This window comes from Prosthecobacter sp., assembly GCF_044226605.1.
In the GTDB taxonomy this organism is placed as follows: Bacteria; Verrucomicrobiota; Verrucomicrobiia; order Verrucomicrobiales; family Verrucomicrobiaceae; genus Prosthecobacter.
The window spans coordinates 105,275-122,980 of record NZ_JBGAGS010000014.1; the positions used below are offsets into that span (position 1 = coordinate 105,275).

Here is a 17,706-nt window from a genome sequence, read left to right on the forward strand (position 1 = left end):
ACCCCCATTTATTGCCGAATCCGACACACAACTCTGTCCCGCGAGACACCTCATCCCACGCGTTTTTCTCGACATTTTTAGACTAGGTATAGAAATTTGACAAAAACCTGGCTACTACGTGCCCTCGGCCTCAAAGCCCTGCGGGCCCCTCAGCTTCCAAACACCCTCACGCCAGAATCTCGCTCACCACCCGCGCCTGCGGATTCTCCACCAGCACCTGCTCGGTGCCATTGCGGCGGTAACTGAGGTGCTTGGCGTCGAGGCCAAAGAGGTGCAGCAGCGTGGCGTGGTAGTCGAAGTGGTTCACGACATCCTTCACGGCGTGGTGGCCGAAGTCATCGGTCGCCCCATGAATGTGTCCGGCCTTGAAGCCGCCGCCGGCAACCCACATGCTGAAACCGTAGGTGTTGTGGTCGCGACCCACGGTCGTGCGGTCCTTGGAGCCGGAACGGTTTTGAATGACAGGCAGACGACCCATCTCACCGCCCCAGTGGACAACGGTGGTGTCCAGCAGACCGCGCTGCTTCAAATCGATCACGAGGGCAGCGGCGCCTTGATCGACATACTGGCAGGCGGCAGGGAGTGCGGTGCGGATGTTCTGGTGATTATCCCAGGTCTGGTTTCCGGTGAAAAGCGAGACGCAGCGCACCCCACGTTCCACCAGACGACGCGCAATGAGGCAGCGGGTGCCGAACTCGGCAGCGGCGGGATTGTCGATACCGTAAAGCTTCTTGGTGGCGGCGCTTTCCTGATCGATGTCCAGCGCCTCCTTGGCGGCAGTCTGCATGCGGGCGGCGAGTTCAAAGCTCTGAATGCGTGCCTCCAAGTCAGCCTCGCCGGGGCGGGCTTCCAGGTGCTCCTTGTTCAGGCGCTGCACGAAATTGAGGTAACGCGACTGCGCATCGCCCTTGAGGCTGAGGGGCGCGTCGAGGTTGGGGATGCGCGGCTCCTTGGGGCGGATGACGGTGCCCTGATACAGCGAGGGCAGCCAGCCGTTGCTCCAGTTGTCCACGCCGAGCACGGGCAGGCCGCGCGGATCGGTGAGAGCCACGTAGGCGGGCAGATCCTGATTTTCCGACCCGAGGCCGTAGGTGAGCCAGCTTCCCAGCGTGGGGCGGCCGCCGGTGACCTGGCCATTGAGCAGGGCGTAGATGGACTGGCCGTGATTGTTCACGCCCGTGTGCATGGAGCGGATCAGCGTGACATCATCGACGATGTTGGAGAAATGCGGCAGCAGTTCGCTGACATCCATGCCGCACTGGCCGTACTTTTTGAACTTCCACGGGCTGCCCATGCACTCGCGGCTGGCGCCGGCGGCGTCGTCATACTTCACTTCACCGGGGAAATCCTTGCCGTCGTACTTGGTGAGCTCGGGCTTGGGGTCAAACAAGTCCATGTGGCTCGGCCCGCCCTGCATGAACATGGAGATCATCGCCTTCGCCTGGCCAAAACCGTGCGGTATCTTGGGCTTGAGATCAAAATGCTTCGGCCCGATCTGCTCCGGACTGGCTAGCAAATTCTGCTCCTTCAGCAGCGAGGCCAAAGCAATCCCGCCGATGCCGTAGGCGGAGCGGTTCAAAATGGAGCGGCGTGAGAGCATGCCTTTACCTACGCAGCTAGGGGGCCAAATCTTCCTCTTATCCCTTCACCACACTCCTCACCGTCCCCTGCGGCAGCCGGGTGATGATTTCCTCCCCCGCCTTCACCTCGGCAGCGTCCTTGAGTACCTTCCCCTCGGCATTCGTGGTGAAGGAAAATCCGCGTGCCAGCACCGCCTGCGGGCCGATGTGCTTGAGCAGTTCCGCGCGAGACTGCAGCCGGTCCGCCAGACGGTCCAGCCGATGCTGCAGGCCCTGCTGCAGCCTACGACCGCTCGTCTCAGCACGATGCACGGCCTCCGTGAGTTGCACGCGCGGATGGTGCGCAGCCAGCACATGCTGCTTCTGCGTCAGGTCGTCCGCCCAGGTTTGCAGACGCTCGCGCAGAGAGTCTCGCAGGCGCTGCTCATGCTCATCCACATTCTGCTCCGCCTGCTGAAGAAGGCGGCCGGGTGCATGCAGCAGCGGTCCTTTCGCGGTGAGCTCGATCACGTGCTGATGATGCTCCAGCAGCGTGCCCACCCGCGCCTTCAGCGTGCGGGCGATGCTGTCAAAGTGGCGTTGCAGCTCGCTAACATCTGGCGCCAGCAGTTCCGCCGCAGCGCTGGGGGTGGGCGCACGCAGGTCCGCCACGAAATCCGCGATGGTGAAGTCGATCTCATGCCCCACAGCGGAGATCACAGGAATGGGACAGGCGGCGATGGCTCGCGCCAGCACCTCCTCATTGAAGCACCACAGATCCTCCAGGCTGCCCCCGCCACGGCCCACCACGATGGTGTCCGGCACGGGCAGACCAAAGCTTTCCGCATCGCCAAGCACACGCAGCGCGCGCACGATTTCCAGCTCGGCCCCCTGCCCTTGCACGCGCACCGGAAAAACCATCACCCGCACCCACGGCGCACGCCGCGTGAGGATGTTCAGCATGTCCTGAATCGCCGCTCCGGTGGGCGAAGTGACGAGCGCGACGACACGTGGAAAGCGCGGGATCGCACGCTTGCGGTCGCCATCAAACAGGCCCTCCGCATGCAGCCTGCGCTTCAGCGCCTCAAACCTCTCCTGCAGCGAGCCTTTGCCCTTGGCCTGCACCTGTTTGACGACCATCTGGTACTGCCCGCGCGGCTCATACACGCTGATCTCTCCATGCACCTGCATCAGTGCTCCGTCCTGAATGCGCACACTGCTGCGCGCAGCAGCTCCACGAAACATGACGCAGCTCAACTGCGCCCCGGCGTCCTTCAGCGTGAAATACTGGTGTCCGGAGGATTGCAGGCGGTGATTGCTGATCTCCCCCTCCACCCACACGCTGCCGATGTGGCCCTCCAGCACGTCGCGGATTTCGCGCGTGAGCTGGGTCACGGAAAGGACGTCTGGGTCTTCAGGCATGGTCACCAATCCTTTGACCGAAAAAGCAGGCAAAGTCCAGCCTCAGAACACCAGATGCCACAGCCAGCCGATCATCCCCGTGGCCACCGACCACCAGCAGCGCGCCACCTCCATGACGCCCAGCCCTGGCGCAGGCGATGAAGCCAGAAACAACGCGATAAGCAGGAAGGCATTGATGAGGAAAATCAGCATCATGGAGAAGAACTCGCCATTGCGCTTCAAGTCCCCCTGCTCGGCGATCACTGTTTTCACCGTGTAGGTGGCATGAAAGCACCAGGTCAGCCCCACCAGCGCATAGAGAAAACGCATGGGCTTCAGGTGCACCGTCCACTTCCACAGGTGCACATCATGCGCCTGCTGCATGTCCAGCGCCAGCCCCACCAGGCCAAACACCAGCACAATGATCAGCGTGTAAAACGGCACCAAATACGGCGCCAGCGTGATCCAGGTGTTCGACTTGTCTGTCTCCACATAGCCGCCCTCGGCGCTGACCTTCCAGTCAAAAATACGCCCGCCAAACAGCCGCGCCGTCACGAGATGGCTGAACTCATGCCCAAACACATACGCCGTCACAGGCCGTACCCCGGCCAGATAGGCCACGCCCCAAACCACGCCGCCAAAGGTGAAAAAGATGAACTCCTCCGACTTCAGGAAATCCATCCGCGCAAACGCACGCCAGAGCATCATGATCAGCGTAATCGCTGTGACCAGACAGGCCGGAGCCAGCACCGCGCCGCCAATCCAGCGCTTCATCCGCAAAAGAAAAAGATCCCTCTTCGCATCCTGCCGGTTTCTTATTCCGGCGGGGCGATTGCGGGTCTCATGAAGATGTCTGCGCACGTTCGCGGTGGACATGGGAACAATGAGTTATTTAACGTTTGTTAAAGATCTTAACAATTTAAATGTGAATATGTGAATAATAATGTGTGCAATTATCACAACTTCGCCCGCTTTTCCACACTGCCAAAACCCTCAATAGCGTCATTTTTACCCACCCAAGACGAACGAGGGCCACCTCCGCTCCCCTGTAGCAGCACAACCGAACTTCAGAGCCCCAGTCGCAGCTCAAATGGGCCCCTTTCCACCCGCCTCACTTGCGGAAAATGAAGTACACCGCCCCGCACATGCACAGCGCTGCCCACACATAATCCCATTTGAACGACTCCTTCATGTAAAACACCACAAAGGGCACAAAGACCGTGAGAGTGATGACCTCCTGAATAATCTTGAGCTGCGGCAACGTCAGCGCCGTGCTGCCAATGCGGTTCGCCGGCACCTGCAGCATGTATTCAAAGAACGCGATGCCCCAGCTGATGAGGGCGGCGATGAACCAGGGCTTTGCCTTCAAGTCCTTCAGGTGAGCATACCAAGCGAAAGTCATGAAAATATTCGACCCCACGAGGAGTCCCACCGCTTTGATCACAGGCCAGTTCATCGGTGCATGAGAGCATGCAAATGCCAGATGCCAAGCGTGGCAGAAAGAGATGCCGCCTGATCAAGCCATGGGGCTTTCCAGCAGCCGCTGCCTCACACCCCACCGGCCAGCGCAGAGCCGCGCACGAGAAGGTCGAGGAACCTTTCCTCAAACGCTTCCTCGCTCGTCACTTGCATGAAGTCCACGCTGTGGCTGGCGCACTCGCTGGCAAGGCTGGTGACGAAGGCGTCAAAGGTCTCCACGTAGCGCTGCACATCGCGCTTGGTCAGCCAGAAGCGGCGACGCTCGCCGGTTTCCACTTCGGTGAGCTCGAGCTCGCCTTCAATCTCCGGCAGGCGCTCTTCCGGGTGGACGATCTGCAGAAAGTGGTTCTCCCCAGGCCAAGCGGAGACGCGGGCCACGGCCTCTGTGGCGCTGCCGATCTCGCGGCCGAAGAAGTCGCTGATGATGAAGATGATGCCGTAACGCTGCTTGCTGGGACGAAATTCCTCAAAGCAACGCTTCATGTCGGTGAGGCCTTCAAATTTCAGCTTCATCACCGCCTGGATAACTTTCTCGATGTTCCCCTGCCCGCGCAGAGGAGGAAGCTCCTGATGCACGCCGCTGCTCATGGAGTACAAGCTCACGCGCTGCTGCGCACTCAGCGCCAGGTAGGCCAGCGCCACCGCAAAGCGCAGCGCCTGCCGCCGCTTCTCCGGAAAGGGCTGCGCCATGGAGGTGCTGGTATCCAGCATGATGTGCAGGTTCAGCTCCTGCGTTTCCTCGTAAAGGCGCACGAAGAGCTTATCAAGACGCGCATAGAGACGCCAGTCGATGGCCCGGTAATCCTCCCGCGGTGTGTAGTGGCGGTAGTCCTTGAACTCACGTGTGAAACCGGTGGCCGACGTCGATTGCGAGCCACGCCGCATGAGCTGCCGCCGCTTGCGCAGCCGCAATGCCAGCACCCGCAGCCGGTCCAGAAAGGAGGCGTCAAAGAGGTCTTCGCGTTCGAGGGTTTCGGGCATGGGGCAGCAGTTGAGCGATGGAAGAAAAAACGGCGGCAAATGACGAAACCAAACGAGGAATGATCAATGGCTGACCAAAGCAGAAGGCCGTGCTCCAGACAAGAGGTTCATCAGCGGAACTTCATTCACAATGGGGCACAGCTTTGAGTTTCCGTGCAGGATGCTGAATATTTCGCAGAAACTGCCTTGCGTCTGTTAAGGTTTTTTGCCAGGCAGTGGCTCGCCCATGAGAATCCGCACCTCCATTCACCCTGGTGGCTTTAGCAGCCTGAGCTTTCTGGGACATCTCACGGCCCTTCTCCTGACCATCGCCGGCTGCCAGGGAATCTACATGAGCCTGAAGAACCGGGCGCCCGCGCATTTTACGACGGCTGAATTTATCGCGGAAAAGCCGGATGCGCAGTGGGTGGTGCTGGAGGACGCCGAAGTCAGCCTGGCGGAAGCAGCTTACAAGGCATGGATGGGAAACCTCTCGGAGGTTTTTATCCCGGTGCGAGCCAGGGGGCAGTCCACCACTGAACCAATACACATCCTGCTTTCCACCGATGACCCTGCCGTCATCTCTGCGCTGAAAAAATTGCGCGACTACGGCGGCACCAAGGAAAAGACGGTGGCCGCCGCCGCACGGCACTCCGAGAGGCTGTTCATGGAAAGAACGCTCCCGGGCCTGATCCGCTACGGCTTGATCTCCGACATCATCACACGATTCAGGCTCATGCGGCTGGACCTGCCGCTGGCGGACGACTTTGTCATTTTGGATGACGGAGAGAGACCCACCGCCTACCTCCCTGTCGCCATGGTGGCCGGTGCTCTTTTGATCTGGTTTTTCATGCTGTGCGACTCCATCCGGATCGCCGAGTGGCACTGGCGGCACCGGAAGCATCGCCGCATCAGCCGGTGATCTGAAAACCTTTGTGTGAGCCTGAGATGAAAAAGAGCTTTGGCGGGGGACGGGAGGAGATTGAGTCAGGTCATCTTAGCGCCTTGGGTGTTCGGCGCTCGCGACTGCTGCAAAGATGCTCAACGGAATCAGCAGGATGAAAATACGCAGGCACCAGAGCCAAATGTCAGCCTTTGGCTTGGCCGCGCGTGCCATGGTGGCGGCGGCACGCTGCTGTCCCAGCACGGCGGTCAGCAACTCAAGCGTCACATCCTTGCCGCCCATGCAATTGGTAAAGAGCGTCTGGATTGTGAAAAGGATACCCCAGGGAATGCCCCACCAGCCCACCGCCAGAGAGAGCAGCGTCCACGGCCAGGCGTGCGCACCGATCCCCTGCCCCGTGCGAAAGTACCGAACGTCGGAGCCGCGCTGAAAGCTCATCACGATGACTGAAAAATTATAGCGGAAGATCCTGAAGCGGCCGCCACGAAGCACGTCCTCTTCGATCTGCTGAATGGACATGCCTTCCGTCCCTGCCACGGGAAGCCCTTGATCCGGAAGCGGTCGGTCTGGAAAAACGAAGACATTGTCTTGAGGAGAGGCCGCCGCAGCCGGGGGTGCGTAAACATTGGGAGGAGCATACGCAGTCGGCGGAGCATAGGCACTTGGAGGAGCATACGTATTCGGTGGGGAATACGTGTTCGGGGGAGCATCGTTATTTGCAGGCGAAGGCAAGGGAGGCGGCGTGCTCATGAGAATAAAAAGCAGCGTTTGAAGCAGGTTTTCACATGCATGGCAAGAATTCGTCTTGCGGCAGACAAGAATATTTTAGTAAGAAGCCACCCTCCCAGCCATGCTTGCGGAACCATTCACTTTTGGCTGTCTGGTCGATCTCTTTGTCATCGCCATGCTGTGGTTTGGCGGTCAGGGCCTCCAGGTGGCGCTCAACAATCGCGCCCCCCTGGAGATCAGCGCCAAAGACTGGATTGCGGGAAGCCGGACGCGGAATGGATCATACTTCCAGAGGCCAGCTTAAATCTGTTCTGGGCTAAAAGCTGACTGCCTTCTCAAAGATCACGATGACATCGCCCGCAGCCAAAGGTTCCCTTGAAGAAAGGGTTCTGATCGAAGGCTGGACGGCAAGGCGTGGAGGAAAGCGAACGCCGTAAAAAGCCGCCGTTCGAGCCCTCCACACAGCAACGTGATAAAAGGAAGGGTAAAAGGGTCCTTTGCTAACCTTTTGCACCGCTGCCTCAACCGAGGTGCCGGGCTTGAAAATTCTGGTGCCTAAGGCACCGCAGACGATCACCTCTTTGTCTTTTGATTTCTGCCACTCAGGGGTGGCCGTCATGAAGCCCACATAAGCGCGGCTGAAGTTTTCCGCAGGCACCGGCGCTATGTCATTGTAAAGAGACGGGAGGTTGAGCTTCTCACCTCCGGAGTGATGACAGCCGCAAAGGACGCCCAGGCTGCAAAAGATCCATCCGAAGCATTTCATAAGGCGCTGAGCTTCACTCACGCCGCCTGCTGCGCAGGCGTCTTCACCTGATCGAGCAGCTTGGTGATGATGTCGTCCACCTTGACCTGACCGGCTTCGCCTTCAAAATTCAGGATGATACGGTGGCGCAAGGCCACGTGCGCAATGGCGCGCACGTCTTCCGTGGAGACGGCTGTGGAGCCCTGGATGGAGGCCCACACGCGGGCGCCGCGAATGAGCGCCTGCAGGCCGCGTGGGCTGGCACCGTAGCTGACGTAGCGCTTCACTTCCGGCAGCGCATCCGGCTGCTCGGGGTGGCTGCTGAGCACAAGGCGCGACGCGTAGTGCGCCACGGGATCGGCCACGGGAATCTTGGAAAGCTGCTGCTGCCACTCGATGAGCTTGGGCCCGTCGGTCATCGTGGCCAGCTTCGGCTCGGTGAAGCCGGTGGTGCGGCGGGAGATTTCCACCAGCGCATCGAGATCCGGAAAGGGCACTTTGATCTTGAACATGAAGCGGTCCAGCTGCGCTTCCGGCAGCGGGTAGGTGCCTTCCATTTCCATGGGGTTCTGCGTGGCCAGCACGAGAAACGGCTCCGGCACGGCGTGGCGCTCGCCACCCGTGGTCACCGAGCGCTCCTGCATGACTTCGAGCAGCGCGGCCTGCGTCTTGGGCGTGGCGCGGTTAATTTCGTCCACCAGCAGCAGGTTCTTGAAAACCGGGCCTTTTTCATAGCGCAGGGTGCGGTGGCCTTTTTCATCTTCACCGACGATGTGGGTGCCCAGAATGTCCGCCGGCATGAGGTCGGGCGTGCACTGCACACGCCCCGGCTCCAGGCCCACCACCTGCGAAAGCGTGCGCACGAGGTAGGTTTTGCCCAGCCCGGGCACGCCTTCCAGCAGCACATGCCCGCCGGAGAAAATGGCCACCAGCACATCCGTGAGGAGTTCATCATAACCGACGATGGCTTTTTGCATCTCGGTCTTCAGGCTGGTGAACAGGGTGCGGAAGTCGGCGGGGTCGGACATGGGGCGGACTCTCGCCAGCGGCTTTGTTTGCGCAAGAGGGCTTCGTGCTCTTCGTGAAAAGATTGGGAGAATGGCATGCGCCAAGGAGGCACTGGGAGCGCCGGTGTTTCACCGGCCTCTGGGAGTTCCGCAGGGTGAACACGCGCCGTGCTCTGAGTGAGCCTCATACCCTGCCAAAAGCCCCGGGACAGTCCTCAGGGGCCGATGAAACATCGGGGCTCCTGGGAGGGTCAATCCATCTGCACCAAAATCTCACGCGGCTTCGCGCCTTCTCCGGGGCCGATGATGCCACGATCTTCCAGAATGTCGATCATGCGGGCGGCCTTGCCGTAGCCGAGGCGCAGGCGGCGCTGGAGGAGGCTGGTGCTGGCTTTTTTCTCCTGTCGGATGACTTCCAGGCACTTCTCCAGGCAGTCCTGCTCCTCGGAGCTCACGCCGTCTTCGCCCATGTCATCTTCGTCGCCGAAATCGCCGCTTTCGTCATCGACCTTCACATCAAAGACCGGCTTGCCCTGGGCGACGCAGTGCTCCACCAGCGCGTGGATTTCATCATCGGTCACGAGTGCACCCTGGCTGCGCACAGGCTGGGCACCGCCCGGCGGCACGTAGAGCATGTCCCCTTTGCCCACCAGATTCTCGGCGCCTTTGCGGTCCAAAATAACGCGGCTGTCCAGCGCGGAGGAAACCTGGAAGGCAATGCGGGTGGGGATGTTCGCCTTGATGACCCCTGTGATCACGTCCGCACGCGGCGTCTGCGTGGCCACTATGAGATGAATGCCGGCCGCGCGCGCCATCTGCGTGATGCGGGCGATGGCCACTTCGATGTCTGCAGGCGCGGTCTGCATCAAATCGGCCAGCTCGTCCACAATGACCACGATGTACGGCATGGTGTCAGGAATCACCACTTCCTGGCGGCGTGGTGGGGGTGCCTGGGAATCGCCGAGCCAGGTGCCGCTGGCATCGCGCAGCTCGCTGTTCTCTCCATCCACCGTTTCGATCTCAGCGGTCTTGGGTGCGGAGGAAGGCGATTCTTCGGCGGCTTCCTTGGCAAAGGCGGCGGAGACTGCGGCGTCATCCACACCGGCCTTGGTCTTGGCCTTCGGCTTGGCAGGGGCGGCAGCGTTTGCCGCGGCGGCATTGGCAGCGTCAGAGGCGGCGGTTTCCGCCAGGGCGGCGGCGAGCACGGCATTGCGAGCGGCGCGGGCAGCATCCGCCTCGGCCTTGCGCTTGAGATTGCGATTGTTGAACGCTTCGAAGTTCCTGCAGCCTTCCTGTGCGAAAATCTGATAACGGTTTTCCATCTCCTTCACCACCCAGCGCAGGGCCAGCAGCGCCTTCTTCGGATCCGTAACCACGGGCAGCGCGAGGTGTGGCAGCTCCTCATAGCTCTGCATTTCCACCACCTTGGGGTCGATCATGATGAAGCGCAGTTCATCCGGCGCAAAGCGGCAGATCAGGCTGGTGACGATGCTGTTGATGCAGACGCTCTTACCACTGCCCGTGGCACCGGCCACCAGCAGGTGCGGCATCACGGCGAGGTCTCCGATGATCGTCTTGCCATACACGTCCTTGCCGAGGGCGACGGGCAGCTTGGACTTGCCATTCACGAAGACTTCGTCCTCCAGCAGCTCGCGCAGCGGCACGATGGTCTTCTCCGAGTTCGCCAGCTCGATGCCCACGGTGTCCTTGCCTGGGATCGGAGCGAGAATGTTGATGCGCTCGGCGCGTGTGGCACGGGCGATGTCGGCGTCCAGATTGGCGATGCGGCTCACGCGCAAGCCATCGACGGGCCGCACTTCGTAACGGGTGATGGCCGGTCCGCGGGTGATGTCTCCTGGCTCCACGGTGATGCCGAAGCTGGCCAGCGCCTTCACAATGGTGGCCTGAATGGCGAGCAGTTCGCCCTTGTTGGTGGGAGCACGGTGTTTCTCCTCAGGCCACTTGAGCAGGTCCATGGAGGGGAGTTTGTAGTCCTTGAAAAGCTTGGTGAGATTTCCCAGCGAGCCGTGCGGGGCCTGCTCGATCTTCTGCGCGCGCTTTTTCTCCCACACCTCGGCCAGCTTTGGCTTGTCGCTGTTGTCTTCGTGAGGCCGGGAGATGGAGGAGTCGATGATCTTGGGCGCAGGCGGGTCAAACTGCAGCGGCAGTTCCATGTTGGTGGCCGGCACAGGGGCAGGTGTGTCGCCACGCAGTTCCGCGCCAGCACCCTTGTCCTTTTTCTTTTTCCGCAGGCCCTCCGGCACCGGAGTCAGCGTGCCGGGAATGGTGTTCGCCGCTTCTTCCGCCAGCTTCTCTTCAGCCAGGCGCTGCGCCTCACGCTCCATCTTCCAGCGGGTGATCTCCGCGCGGATGTTTTGGATGACCATCAGCGGATGCTGGCCGGTCACCAGAAACAGACCGCCCATGTACGACACGCCAAGCACCATGGAGGCCCCCACATTGCCCAGCAGCTTCTTCAAAACCAGTCCGCCAAGCACATAGCCCAGCCCGCCCCCGCCGCCCACAGGGGTGTAATGGTCGCGCTCGTTCAGGAGGTTCAGCACATCCAGCAAACCGGCACCGCTGAAAATCAGCATCACCACGCCCAGAATGGCCGGGAGCGTGATCCGCACTTTGGAGTGCAGTTTGCACACGCCAAACCACGTCAGGCTAAACGGCAGAAGAAAGACGGCATAGCCCATGAAATAGAGCGAATAACCCGCCACCAGCGTGCCGACGCCGCCGATGAAATTGTGCGTTTCGCCCGAGGATTCTGAGAGCGCGAGGAATGAGCCCGAAGGCATGTCGCGGGGATCGTAGGACACGAGCGCCAGGAGCATCATGGCCGCGACCATGAGCAGCGCGATGCCGATGGCGTCATTCCACGGACCTTCTTTCTCGTCCGTGGATCGGGCGCGAGGGGGGCGGGCAGCGGCGGCACGGCTCATGACAAGAATCTGGTAATTCTGGCAGACGAAGTTATTTAAGGCTACCAAAATATTTACCTTGCTTCACTTTTGTGATTCGGCTTCGATCCCATCCGGGATGCAGCTTGACCGCGATATTCCCTCGAACATCTTTACCACCGCTCTCGTCACACCACACTCATGAAAACCACACTCGCCCTCACCCTCGCCGCTGTGCTCGCCCTCGGCGTCTCCGTCACCACCACCTCCAGCGCGCAGGACGCGGGCAAGGTGGACTTTGAAAAGCAGATCCTCCCCGTGCTGAAGGAAAGCTGCTTCAAGTGCCACGAAAAGGAGCACGAAGAGAACGGCAAGATGAAGAAGCCCAAGGGCGGTCTCCGCCTGGACAGCGCCGCAGCCATCACCAAAGGCGGCAAGGAATATCCGGATGAAAACGTCGTGGCCGGCAAGCCTGACGCCAGCTGGCTGGTCAAGACCATGGCCCTGCCAGACACCGACGACATGGCCATGCCTCCTGAAGGCAAAGGCGACCGCGTGAGCGCCGCCAACATCGCCCTGATCAAGAAGTGGATCACCGAAGGCGCCAGCTTCGGAGCTTGGAAAGGCGTGGAATAATTTTTCAGCATCACCACATCTCACCACGAAGGGCGGAGCCTAGGCTCCGCCTTTCTTTTTCCTCTTCATGAACACGCCTTTCCGCTTTACCACCTGCCGCGCCGGATCTGAACCCACGCTCAAGCGGGACATCGCCAGCCACTTTGCCGGCGAGCTAACGCCTGCCTTCATGAAGCCGCAGTTCATCACGTGGAAGGTGCGCTCTCCGGGCTTCATTCCGCCACGAAATCTCAGCCACTTTGCCCGCGTCAGCGGCACCTCCCTCGGCCTGTGCAAGACGATTCCTGATCTCGTGGAGCACACCCGCAAGCTCGCCCCCGCCAGGCCGCTGCACCTGCACGTCTTTCCCCGCATCACCGCAGAGGACGGCATCGAGCCTGCCACCTGGCAGCGCATCGACACTCTCGGCGCTGAAATCGCCGCCGCACTCGCGCAGGCAGGCATCGCGCTCGAAACACAGCGCCCGCTCGCCCATGGCGATCTCGTTCTCGACGTCATCGTCGGAGAGACGAATGAAGAACCTCTCTTCCTCGGCTGCCACGAGCACCAGCCCGGCATGCACGCCCAGCCCGGCGGCCTGCCCCGGCTCACCCTGCCGGAGGACGTGCCTTCACGCGCCTGGCTCAAGCTCGAGCAAGCCCTCGCCTGGCGCGGCTGGGATCAGCTCGATCTGCGCGGCCAGACCGCCCTAGATCTCGGCTGCGCCCCCGGTGGAGCCACCTATGCCCTCCTCCAGCGCGGCATGAACGTCCTCGGCGTGGACACCGGCGAGATGGACCCGCGCGTGCTCGACCTGGCCAGGAAGCAAGGCGTGCGCTTCGACCACTGGCGCACCGCCGCCGGCCGCCTGAACCTCACTGCCCTGCCACAGGAAGTCGCCCTGCTCCTCTGCGACATCAATCTCGCCCCGCCCGAAATCCTGCCCGACCTCCGCCGCATCGTGGATGCCGTGCAGGCCCGCCGGCTCATCCTCACCGTCAAGCTCAACACCCCAGCCCTGGAAGACCGCGCCCACGAGTTCATCGAAACCATCCGCGAGTTCGCCCCCGCCCCTGTGTTTGCCACGCAGCTCGCGGGCAATCGCCGGGAGATCTGTGTCTGCGCCGGTTAAACCCGCAGCGGCACCACCTTGCGGTCCAGATCATGCGTGGCCTGGATTCGGCGCACCGTGCCGCTGCGCGAGCGCATCAGGATGGAGTGCGTCTCCACGCGGTGCCCCACCAGACGGCAGCCGGGCAGCAGCGGGCTGTCGCTGATGCCTGTGGCGCAGAACAGAGCGCTCTCTCCCACGATCAGCTCATGCACGCGGAAGACTTGGTTCATCTCCTCGGCAGACGTCTGTTCCGCCACCTCGGCCCGGTGCGCTTCATTGTGAAACCACATGCGCAGCTGCATGTCGCCCCCGAGGCACTTCAGCGCCGCCGCCGCGAGGATGCCCTCAGGCGAGCCGCCCATGCCCACGTAAAGATCGCAGGCAGGCTCAGGCATCGAGGGAGCCACCGCCGCCGCGATGTCGCCATCTGTCACCATGCGCAGCGCGGCCCCGGAACTGCGGATCTGCTCCACGATTTCGTGATGGCGCGGGCGGTCCATGGTAGAAACCACCACATCCCGCTCCCGCTTGCCCAGAGCCTGCGCCACAAAGGCGATCACCTCTCCGAGCGGCATGTCCAGGAAGCAGCGGTCTCCCCTGCCCTCCAGCGCCTTTTTCACCGCCGGGCCGTAGGCGATCTTGTGACTGTAAAAGCTCGGGATGTTTTTCATCGCGCACGGTGCGCCATCCGGAATCTGCGCGGCCGCGATGACGGAGATGCTGTTTGGCAGGCCTTTCGCGATGTTGCTGGTGCCGTCGATGGGATCGAGAGCAATGTTGAAGCGCGGAGAGCCATCGCGCCACGTGCCGAGGTGCTCGCCCACAAAGATTCCCGGCGCATTGTCCTTGATCCCCTCGCCGATGACCACCTCGCCACGGATATCGAGAATGTCGAAAACACCGTAGATGGCCGAACACGCCGCGCCATCCGCCAGCTCCTTCTCACCGCGCCCGAGCCAGTGGATCGCCTGCAGCGCCGCATTCTCCGTGGCGCGCACAAATTCAAATTCAAGGATGCGTTCCAGATCGTGGGTGCTGCGCAGAGGGGGAAGAGTCGAAGCCATGATGGGGCAATCTTGACCGATGAAGCCGCAATGACGAATGAAAGAATTGCGTCATTTGCATGGCGCTTACTTCTGGCACGTCGGGCAGAAGAACGTGGAGCGCTGCCCCTGGACGATGCGCTTGATCTCCGTCTTGCACACGCGGCAGGGTTCACCCGCGCGGTCATACACGCGCAGCGTCTGCTTGAAGTAACCGGGCTCGCCGCTCTCGTTTAAAAAATCGCGCAGGGTGGTGCCCCCCATCTCGATCGAAGCCGCCAGCACCTTGCGGATCGCCTGCACCAGCTTCGCGAGCTTCACCTTCGCCACCTTCCCCGCCGCCTGCCGTGGATTGATGCCCGCCATGAAGAGCGCCTCGCTCGCATAGATGTTCCCCACCCCGACCACCACATGCGCATCCATGATCACCTGCTTGATCGCCGCAGTCTTGCCCTTGCAATCTGACTGCAAATGCTCCGTCGTAAACTCATCCCCCAGCGGCTCCGGCCCCAGCTCCTTGAGCAGCGGATGCTCCATCACATCTCCGTGAATCCACAGCGCCGCACCGAAGCGCCGCGGATCGTGCAGCCGCAACTGCTTGCCCCCGTCCATCGTGATCGCCAGATGATCATGCTTCTTGAACGGCGTGTCCGCCGGCAGCACCCGCAGATTTCCCGACATACCCAGATGCAGCAGCAGCGTCCCCTTCTTCGTCCCAAACAGCATGTACTTCGCCCGCCGCGTGCCTGACTCAATCACACAGCCCTCCATTTCATGAATCGTGTCTGGAATCGGCCAGCGCATCCGCTTGTCCCGCACGATCACCTCACGGACTCGTTTACCGAGCACGTGCGGCGAAACGCCGCGCAGGGTGGTTTCGACTTCGGGGAGTTCAGGCATGGCCTACTTCCCCTCCAGCGCCTGCTCCAGCGCTCTCCACGCCAGCATGGCACACTTCACGCGCTGCGGAAATTTCTGCACGCCTTCCAGCAGTATTAGCTCTCCCAGCGCATCCTCATTCGCCGGGGCACCGTCTCCCATGACCACTCGACGGAAGTCTTCCCGCACGGCGGCGGCTTCGTCCTTGGATTTGCCCTTGATCTTCTGCGTCATCATCGAGGCGCTGGCCTGGCTGATGGCGCAGCCCTGGCCGGTGAACTTGAGGTCGTCGATGTGGCCGTTGTCAGCCACTTTCACCCACACGTCGATCTCGTCGCCGCAGGAGGGGTTGTCGCCGTGGGCGTGGAGGCAGGGCGGCGGGATTTCGCCGCGGTTGCGCGGGTTCCGGGAGTGATCCAGGATCACCTGCTGGTAGAGGTCGCGGAGGTCGTCGGAGAGCATGGTCGGGAAACGTATAGCACAGGCTGGCGGCCTGCATCACGCAAAGAACTTACGCGCGAGGAGCAGCACTTCGACGAGGCGATTGATCTCTTCGAGCGTGTTGTAGAAATAAAAGCTGGCGCGGGTGGTGCCGGGCACCTTGAAGCGCTTCATCAGCGGCTGCGTGCAGTGGTGTCCGCCGCGCATGGCCACGCCGTGGCTGTTGGCAAACTCCACAAGGTCATGTGGATGCGCGAAATCGAGATGGAAGGCCACCAGCGCGCCGCGGTGCCCGTTCTGCGGGCCCAGGATGCGGATGCCGGGCACCTCCGCCATGCGCTGCACGGCGTAGTTGGCCAGATTGTGGTCATGGCGCTGGATGTTTTCCAGCCCGATGGCCTGCAGATAATCAACGGCAGCGCCGAGGCCGATGACCCCGGAGATGTCCGGCGTGCCTGCTTCAAAGCGGTGCGGCGGCGCTTTGTAGGTGCTGCTCTCCATCGTCACACTCAGGATCATCTCGCCACCGCCATGCCAGGGCGGCATGCTTTCCAGCAGGGCCATGCGGCCATACAGCACGCCGATGCCCGTGGGGCCGCACATCTTGTGGCCCGAGAAGGCAAAGAAATCGCAGCCGAGATCCTGCACATTGATCGGCATGTGGCCGGCGCTCTGCGCGCCATCCAGCAGTACCACCGCGCCCAGAGCCTTCGCGCGAGCGATAAGTTCCTTGGCGGGATTGATGGTGCCCAGCGAGTTGGAAATGTGAACGAAGGCGAAGAGCTTCACCTGCTCCGTGAGCAGCACATCGATGGCCTCGGCATCCAGCGTGCCATCGTCCAGCACCGGGATGTATTTCAGCGTTGCGCCCGTGCGCTGAGCCAGCAGCTGCCACGGCACGATGTTGCTGTGGTGCTCCATGCCGGTGATGAGAACGACATCCCCAGCGCGCAGATTTTGAGTGCCCCAGGTGTTTGCCACCAGGTTGATGCTCTCGGTGGTCCCACGGGTGAAAATGATCTCGTCCTCCGAGGCGGCACCGATGAAATGCGCCACCTTTTTTCGCGCGGCCTCAAAGGCCTCCGTGGCGCGGTTGCTCAGCTCATGCAGCGCACGGTGCACATTTGAGTTGTCCCGCTCGTAGTAGTGCGAGAGCGTCTGAATGACGGCGCGTGGCTTCTGGCTGCTGGCGGCATTGTCCAGATACACCAACGGGTGCCCATGCACCTGCTGATCGAGGATGGGGAAGTCAGAACGTATGCGGTGCCAGTCCATGTGTGCGGAGAGCACACTTAGCGAGCCGCCGTGCGCTGTCCAGCATCACCCACGGTGGCGGGCAGCTTGCCAGCATAGTGGCCGCGGCTTTCGATCTCGCGGGCACGCTCCTGCATGGTGGCAGGCTTGCCGTCCGTGGGCAGATTGTTTTCACCGAGCCAGCCCAGCATGGCAGAGCCTGTCTGGTCCATGAACTTCACCGGATAGCAATTTTTGAGGGCATTCCATGTCTGGCAACTGGTCAGGCCGAAAGAAAGCAGAACTAAAAAGCTTGTACGAGCGATTTTCATTAAAGTCGTGTTTATCATGACGTTGCGATTCTGTAAACAACAAGATGCTCAGCGCCGGAAAGCCACCTGGGGGGCGGTGCTGCGTTGCGCTGGCAGCATGCCGCGGCTCCCTCTGTTTTGGATCTCCTGTCCGCGCATTTCCTGCGTCTTGCCGTTTACCGAAGCCTTGCCATTTTCATCCGCAAACAGCAGGGCATAAGGAGCCAGCCTGATGGCCGTACCAATGAGCCCGCAGTTGCTGAGCAACAGGCAGGCGGTGACGGCATAAACCAGACGGGATTTCGAGGGCATTTGTTTGGTTTATCACACCCGCCTCCAAGAGTAAACATTTTTGATCTCCACAAGGAATGCCCAAACTT

Annotated in this window: 19 protein-coding genes; 4 read left to right on the plus strand and 15 right to left on the minus strand. The window is 61.3% G+C overall.

All coding sequences use genetic code 11. The features are described from left to right. Window positions 1-166 precede the first annotated feature (166 nt). From ACILSO_RS19930 to ACILSO_RS19950, 5 genes are all read right to left on the minus strand, one after another. Window positions 167-1,600, minus strand: coding sequence for a DUF1501 domain-containing protein (locus tag ACILSO_RS19930; protein ID WP_395739206.1), 1,434 nt, complete (start codon window positions 1,598-1,600; stop codon window positions 167-169). A 37-nt stretch (window positions 1,601-1,637) separates the two neighbouring features. Beyond that, a complete protein-coding gene (xseA, locus tag ACILSO_RS19935) occupies window positions 1,638-2,981 on the minus strand; it encodes an exodeoxyribonuclease VII large subunit (RefSeq protein ID WP_395739207.1) in 1,344 nt (447 codons plus the stop codon). 42 nt (window positions 2,982-3,023) lie between these two features. After that, window positions 3,024-3,836, minus strand: coding sequence for a hypothetical protein (locus ACILSO_RS19940; protein WP_395739208.1), 813 nt, complete (start codon window positions 3,834-3,836; stop codon window positions 3,024-3,026). Window positions 3,837-4,071: 235 nt separating this feature from the next. After that, the gene (locus ACILSO_RS19945; RefSeq protein WP_395739209.1) at window positions 4,072-4,416 is read right to left on the minus strand and encodes a DMT family protein; all 345 of its coding nucleotides are present in this window, start codon (window positions 4,414-4,416) and stop codon (window positions 4,072-4,074) included. Window positions 4,417-4,508: 92 nt separating this feature from the next. After that, the gene (locus tag ACILSO_RS19950) at window positions 4,509-5,420 is read right to left on the minus strand and encodes a DUF58 domain-containing protein (protein WP_395739210.1); all 912 of its coding nucleotides are present in this window, start codon (window positions 5,418-5,420) and stop codon (window positions 4,509-4,511) included. 226 nt (window positions 5,421-5,646) lie between these two features. Here ACILSO_RS19950 and ACILSO_RS19955 point away from each other — a divergent pair, with 226 nt between their 5' ends. Continuing rightward, window positions 5,647-6,321, plus strand: coding sequence for a hypothetical protein (locus ACILSO_RS19955; RefSeq protein WP_395739211.1), 675 nt, complete (start codon window positions 5,647-5,649; stop codon window positions 6,319-6,321). 75 nt (window positions 6,322-6,396) lie between these two features. On the opposite strand, the gene ACILSO_RS19960 is transcribed toward ACILSO_RS19955, so the two are convergent. After that, entirely contained in the window at window positions 6,397-6,822 is a 426-nt protein-coding gene (locus tag ACILSO_RS19960; RefSeq protein WP_395739212.1) for a hypothetical protein, read from the minus strand. Window positions 6,823-7,153: 331 nt separating this feature from the next. Here ACILSO_RS19960 and ACILSO_RS19965 point away from each other — a divergent pair, with 331 nt between their 5' ends. Beyond that, window positions 7,154-7,336, plus strand: coding sequence for a hypothetical protein (locus ACILSO_RS19965; RefSeq protein WP_395739213.1), 183 nt, complete (start codon window positions 7,154-7,156; stop codon window positions 7,334-7,336). Window positions 7,337-7,348: 12 nt separating this feature from the next. On the opposite strand, the gene ACILSO_RS19970 is transcribed toward ACILSO_RS19965, so the two are convergent. The 3 genes from ACILSO_RS19970 to ACILSO_RS19980 all read right to left on the minus strand — a co-directional run bounded on the left by ACILSO_RS19970 (window position 7,349) and on the right by ACILSO_RS19980 (window position 11,732). After that, complete coding sequence (locus tag ACILSO_RS19970; RefSeq protein WP_395739214.1) at window positions 7,349-7,798, minus strand: hypothetical protein; 450 nt, start codon at window positions 7,796-7,798, stop codon at window positions 7,349-7,351. A 17-nt stretch (window positions 7,799-7,815) separates the two neighbouring features. Then, complete coding sequence (locus ACILSO_RS19975) at window positions 7,816-8,805, minus strand: AAA family ATPase (protein ID WP_395739215.1); 990 nt, start codon at window positions 8,803-8,805, stop codon at window positions 7,816-7,818. A 230-nt stretch (window positions 8,806-9,035) separates the two neighbouring features. Beyond that, window positions 9,036-11,732: a DNA translocase FtsK 4TM domain-containing protein gene (locus ACILSO_RS19980; protein WP_395739216.1), complete on the minus strand. Its 2,697-nt coding sequence runs from the start codon at window positions 11,730-11,732 to the stop codon at window positions 9,036-9,038. 159 nt (window positions 11,733-11,891) lie between these two features. On the opposite strand from ACILSO_RS19980, the gene ACILSO_RS19985 reads away from it, so the two are divergent. Both ACILSO_RS19985 and ACILSO_RS19990 read left to right on the plus strand, forming a co-directional pair. Continuing rightward, complete coding sequence (locus tag ACILSO_RS19985; RefSeq protein WP_395739217.1) at window positions 11,892-12,326, plus strand: c-type cytochrome domain-containing protein; 435 nt, start codon at window positions 11,892-11,894, stop codon at window positions 12,324-12,326. A gap of 67 nt (window positions 12,327-12,393) precedes the next feature. Continuing rightward, window positions 12,394-13,437, plus strand: coding sequence for an SAM-dependent methyltransferase (locus ACILSO_RS19990; protein WP_395739218.1), 1,044 nt, complete (start codon window positions 12,394-12,396; stop codon window positions 13,435-13,437). Here the strand turns inward: ACILSO_RS19990 and ACILSO_RS19995 are convergent. From ACILSO_RS19995 to ACILSO_RS20020, 6 genes are all read right to left on the minus strand, one after another. Further along, a complete protein-coding gene (locus ACILSO_RS19995) occupies window positions 13,434-14,483 on the minus strand; it encodes a fructose-bisphosphatase class II family protein (RefSeq protein WP_395739219.1) in 1,050 nt (349 codons plus the stop codon). The genes ACILSO_RS19990 and ACILSO_RS19995 overlap by 4 nt on opposite strands. A 66-nt stretch (window positions 14,484-14,549) precedes the next feature. Then, on the minus strand, window positions 14,550-15,362 hold the full coding sequence (mutM, locus tag ACILSO_RS20000; RefSeq protein ID WP_395739220.1) for a bifunctional DNA-formamidopyrimidine glycosylase/DNA-(apurinic or apyrimidinic site) lyase: 813 nt from the start codon (window positions 15,360-15,362) through the stop codon (window positions 14,550-14,552). Window positions 15,363-15,365: 3 nt separating this feature from the next. Next, on the minus strand, window positions 15,366-15,803 hold the full coding sequence (gene sufU, locus ACILSO_RS20005; RefSeq protein ID WP_395739221.1) for a Fe-S cluster assembly sulfur transfer protein SufU: 438 nt from the start codon (window positions 15,801-15,803) through the stop codon (window positions 15,366-15,368). A gap of 36 nt (window positions 15,804-15,839) precedes the next feature. Continuing rightward, entirely contained in the window at window positions 15,840-17,057 is a 1,218-nt protein-coding gene (locus ACILSO_RS20010; RefSeq protein WP_395739222.1) for a cysteine desulfurase, read from the minus strand. Between the two features lie 17 nt (window positions 17,058-17,074). Then, window positions 17,075-17,248 carry a hypothetical protein gene (locus ACILSO_RS20015; RefSeq protein ID WP_395739223.1) on the minus strand — a complete coding sequence of 58 codons (174 nt, stop codon included), beginning with the start codon at window positions 17,246-17,248 and terminating at the stop codon, window positions 17,075-17,077. A gap of 147 nt (window positions 17,249-17,395) precedes the next feature. Continuing rightward, window positions 17,396-17,638 (minus strand): hypothetical protein, encoded by a 243-nt coding sequence (locus ACILSO_RS20020; protein WP_395739224.1) that lies wholly within the window; start codon window positions 17,636-17,638, stop codon window positions 17,396-17,398. Window positions 17,639-17,706: the final 68 nt, after the last annotated feature.

Bases quoted from the DNA above. Each gene is read 5' to 3' on its own strand.
- ACILSO_RS19930 (WP_395739206.1), bottom strand. From the start codon at position 1,600: ATGCTCTCACGCCGCTCCATTTTGAACCGCTCCGCCTACGGCATCGGC.
- xseA (WP_395739207.1), bottom strand. From the start codon at position 2,981: ATGCCTGAAGACCCAGACGTCCTTTCCGTGACCCAGCTCACGCGCGAA.
- ACILSO_RS19940 (WP_395739208.1), bottom strand. From the start codon at position 3,836: ATGTCCACCGCGAACGTGCGCAGACATCTTCATGAGACCCGCAATCGC.
- ACILSO_RS19945 (WP_395739209.1), bottom strand. From the start codon at position 4,416: ATGAACTGGCCTGTGATCAAAGCGGTGGGACTCCTCGTGGGGTCGAAT.
- ACILSO_RS19950 (WP_395739210.1), bottom strand. From the start codon at position 5,420: ATGCCCGAAACCCTCGAACGCGAAGACCTCTTTGACGCCTCCTTTCTG.
- ACILSO_RS19955 (WP_395739211.1), top strand. From the start codon at position 5,647: ATGAGAATCCGCACCTCCATTCACCCTGGTGGCTTTAGCAGCCTGAGC.
- ACILSO_RS19960 (WP_395739212.1), bottom strand. From the start codon at position 6,822: ATGTCCATTCAGCAGATCGAAGAGGACGTGCTTCGTGGCGGCCGCTTC.
- ACILSO_RS19965 (WP_395739213.1), top strand. From the start codon at position 7,154: ATGCTTGCGGAACCATTCACTTTTGGCTGTCTGGTCGATCTCTTTGTC.
- ACILSO_RS19970 (WP_395739214.1), bottom strand. From the start codon at position 7,798: ATGAAATGCTTCGGATGGATCTTTTGCAGCCTGGGCGTCCTTTGCGGC.
- ACILSO_RS19975 (WP_395739215.1), bottom strand. From the start codon at position 8,805: ATGTCCGACCCCGCCGACTTCCGCACCCTGTTCACCAGCCTGAAGACC.
- ACILSO_RS19980 (WP_395739216.1), bottom strand. From the start codon at position 11,732: ATGAGCCGTGCCGCCGCTGCCCGCCCCCCTCGCGCCCGATCCACGGAC.
- ACILSO_RS19985 (WP_395739217.1), top strand. From the start codon at position 11,892: ATGAAAACCACACTCGCCCTCACCCTCGCCGCTGTGCTCGCCCTCGGC.
- ACILSO_RS19990 (WP_395739218.1), top strand. From the start codon at position 12,394: ATGAACACGCCTTTCCGCTTTACCACCTGCCGCGCCGGATCTGAACCC.
- ACILSO_RS19995 (WP_395739219.1), bottom strand. From the start codon at position 14,483: ATGGCTTCGACTCTTCCCCCTCTGCGCAGCACCCACGATCTGGAACGC.
- mutM (WP_395739220.1), bottom strand. From the start codon at position 15,362: ATGCCTGAACTCCCCGAAGTCGAAACCACCCTGCGCGGCGTTTCGCCG.
- sufU (WP_395739221.1), bottom strand. From the start codon at position 15,803: ATGCTCTCCGACGACCTCCGCGACCTCTACCAGCAGGTGATCCTGGAT.
- ACILSO_RS20010 (WP_395739222.1), bottom strand. From the start codon at position 17,057: ATGGACTGGCACCGCATACGTTCTGACTTCCCCATCCTCGATCAGCAG.
- ACILSO_RS20015 (WP_395739223.1), bottom strand. From the start codon at position 17,248: ATGGACCAGACAGGCTCTGCCATGCTGGGCTGGCTCGGTGAAAACAAT.
- ACILSO_RS20020 (WP_395739224.1), bottom strand. From the start codon at position 17,638: ATGCCCTCGAAATCCCGTCTGGTTTATGCCGTCACCGCCTGCCTGTTG.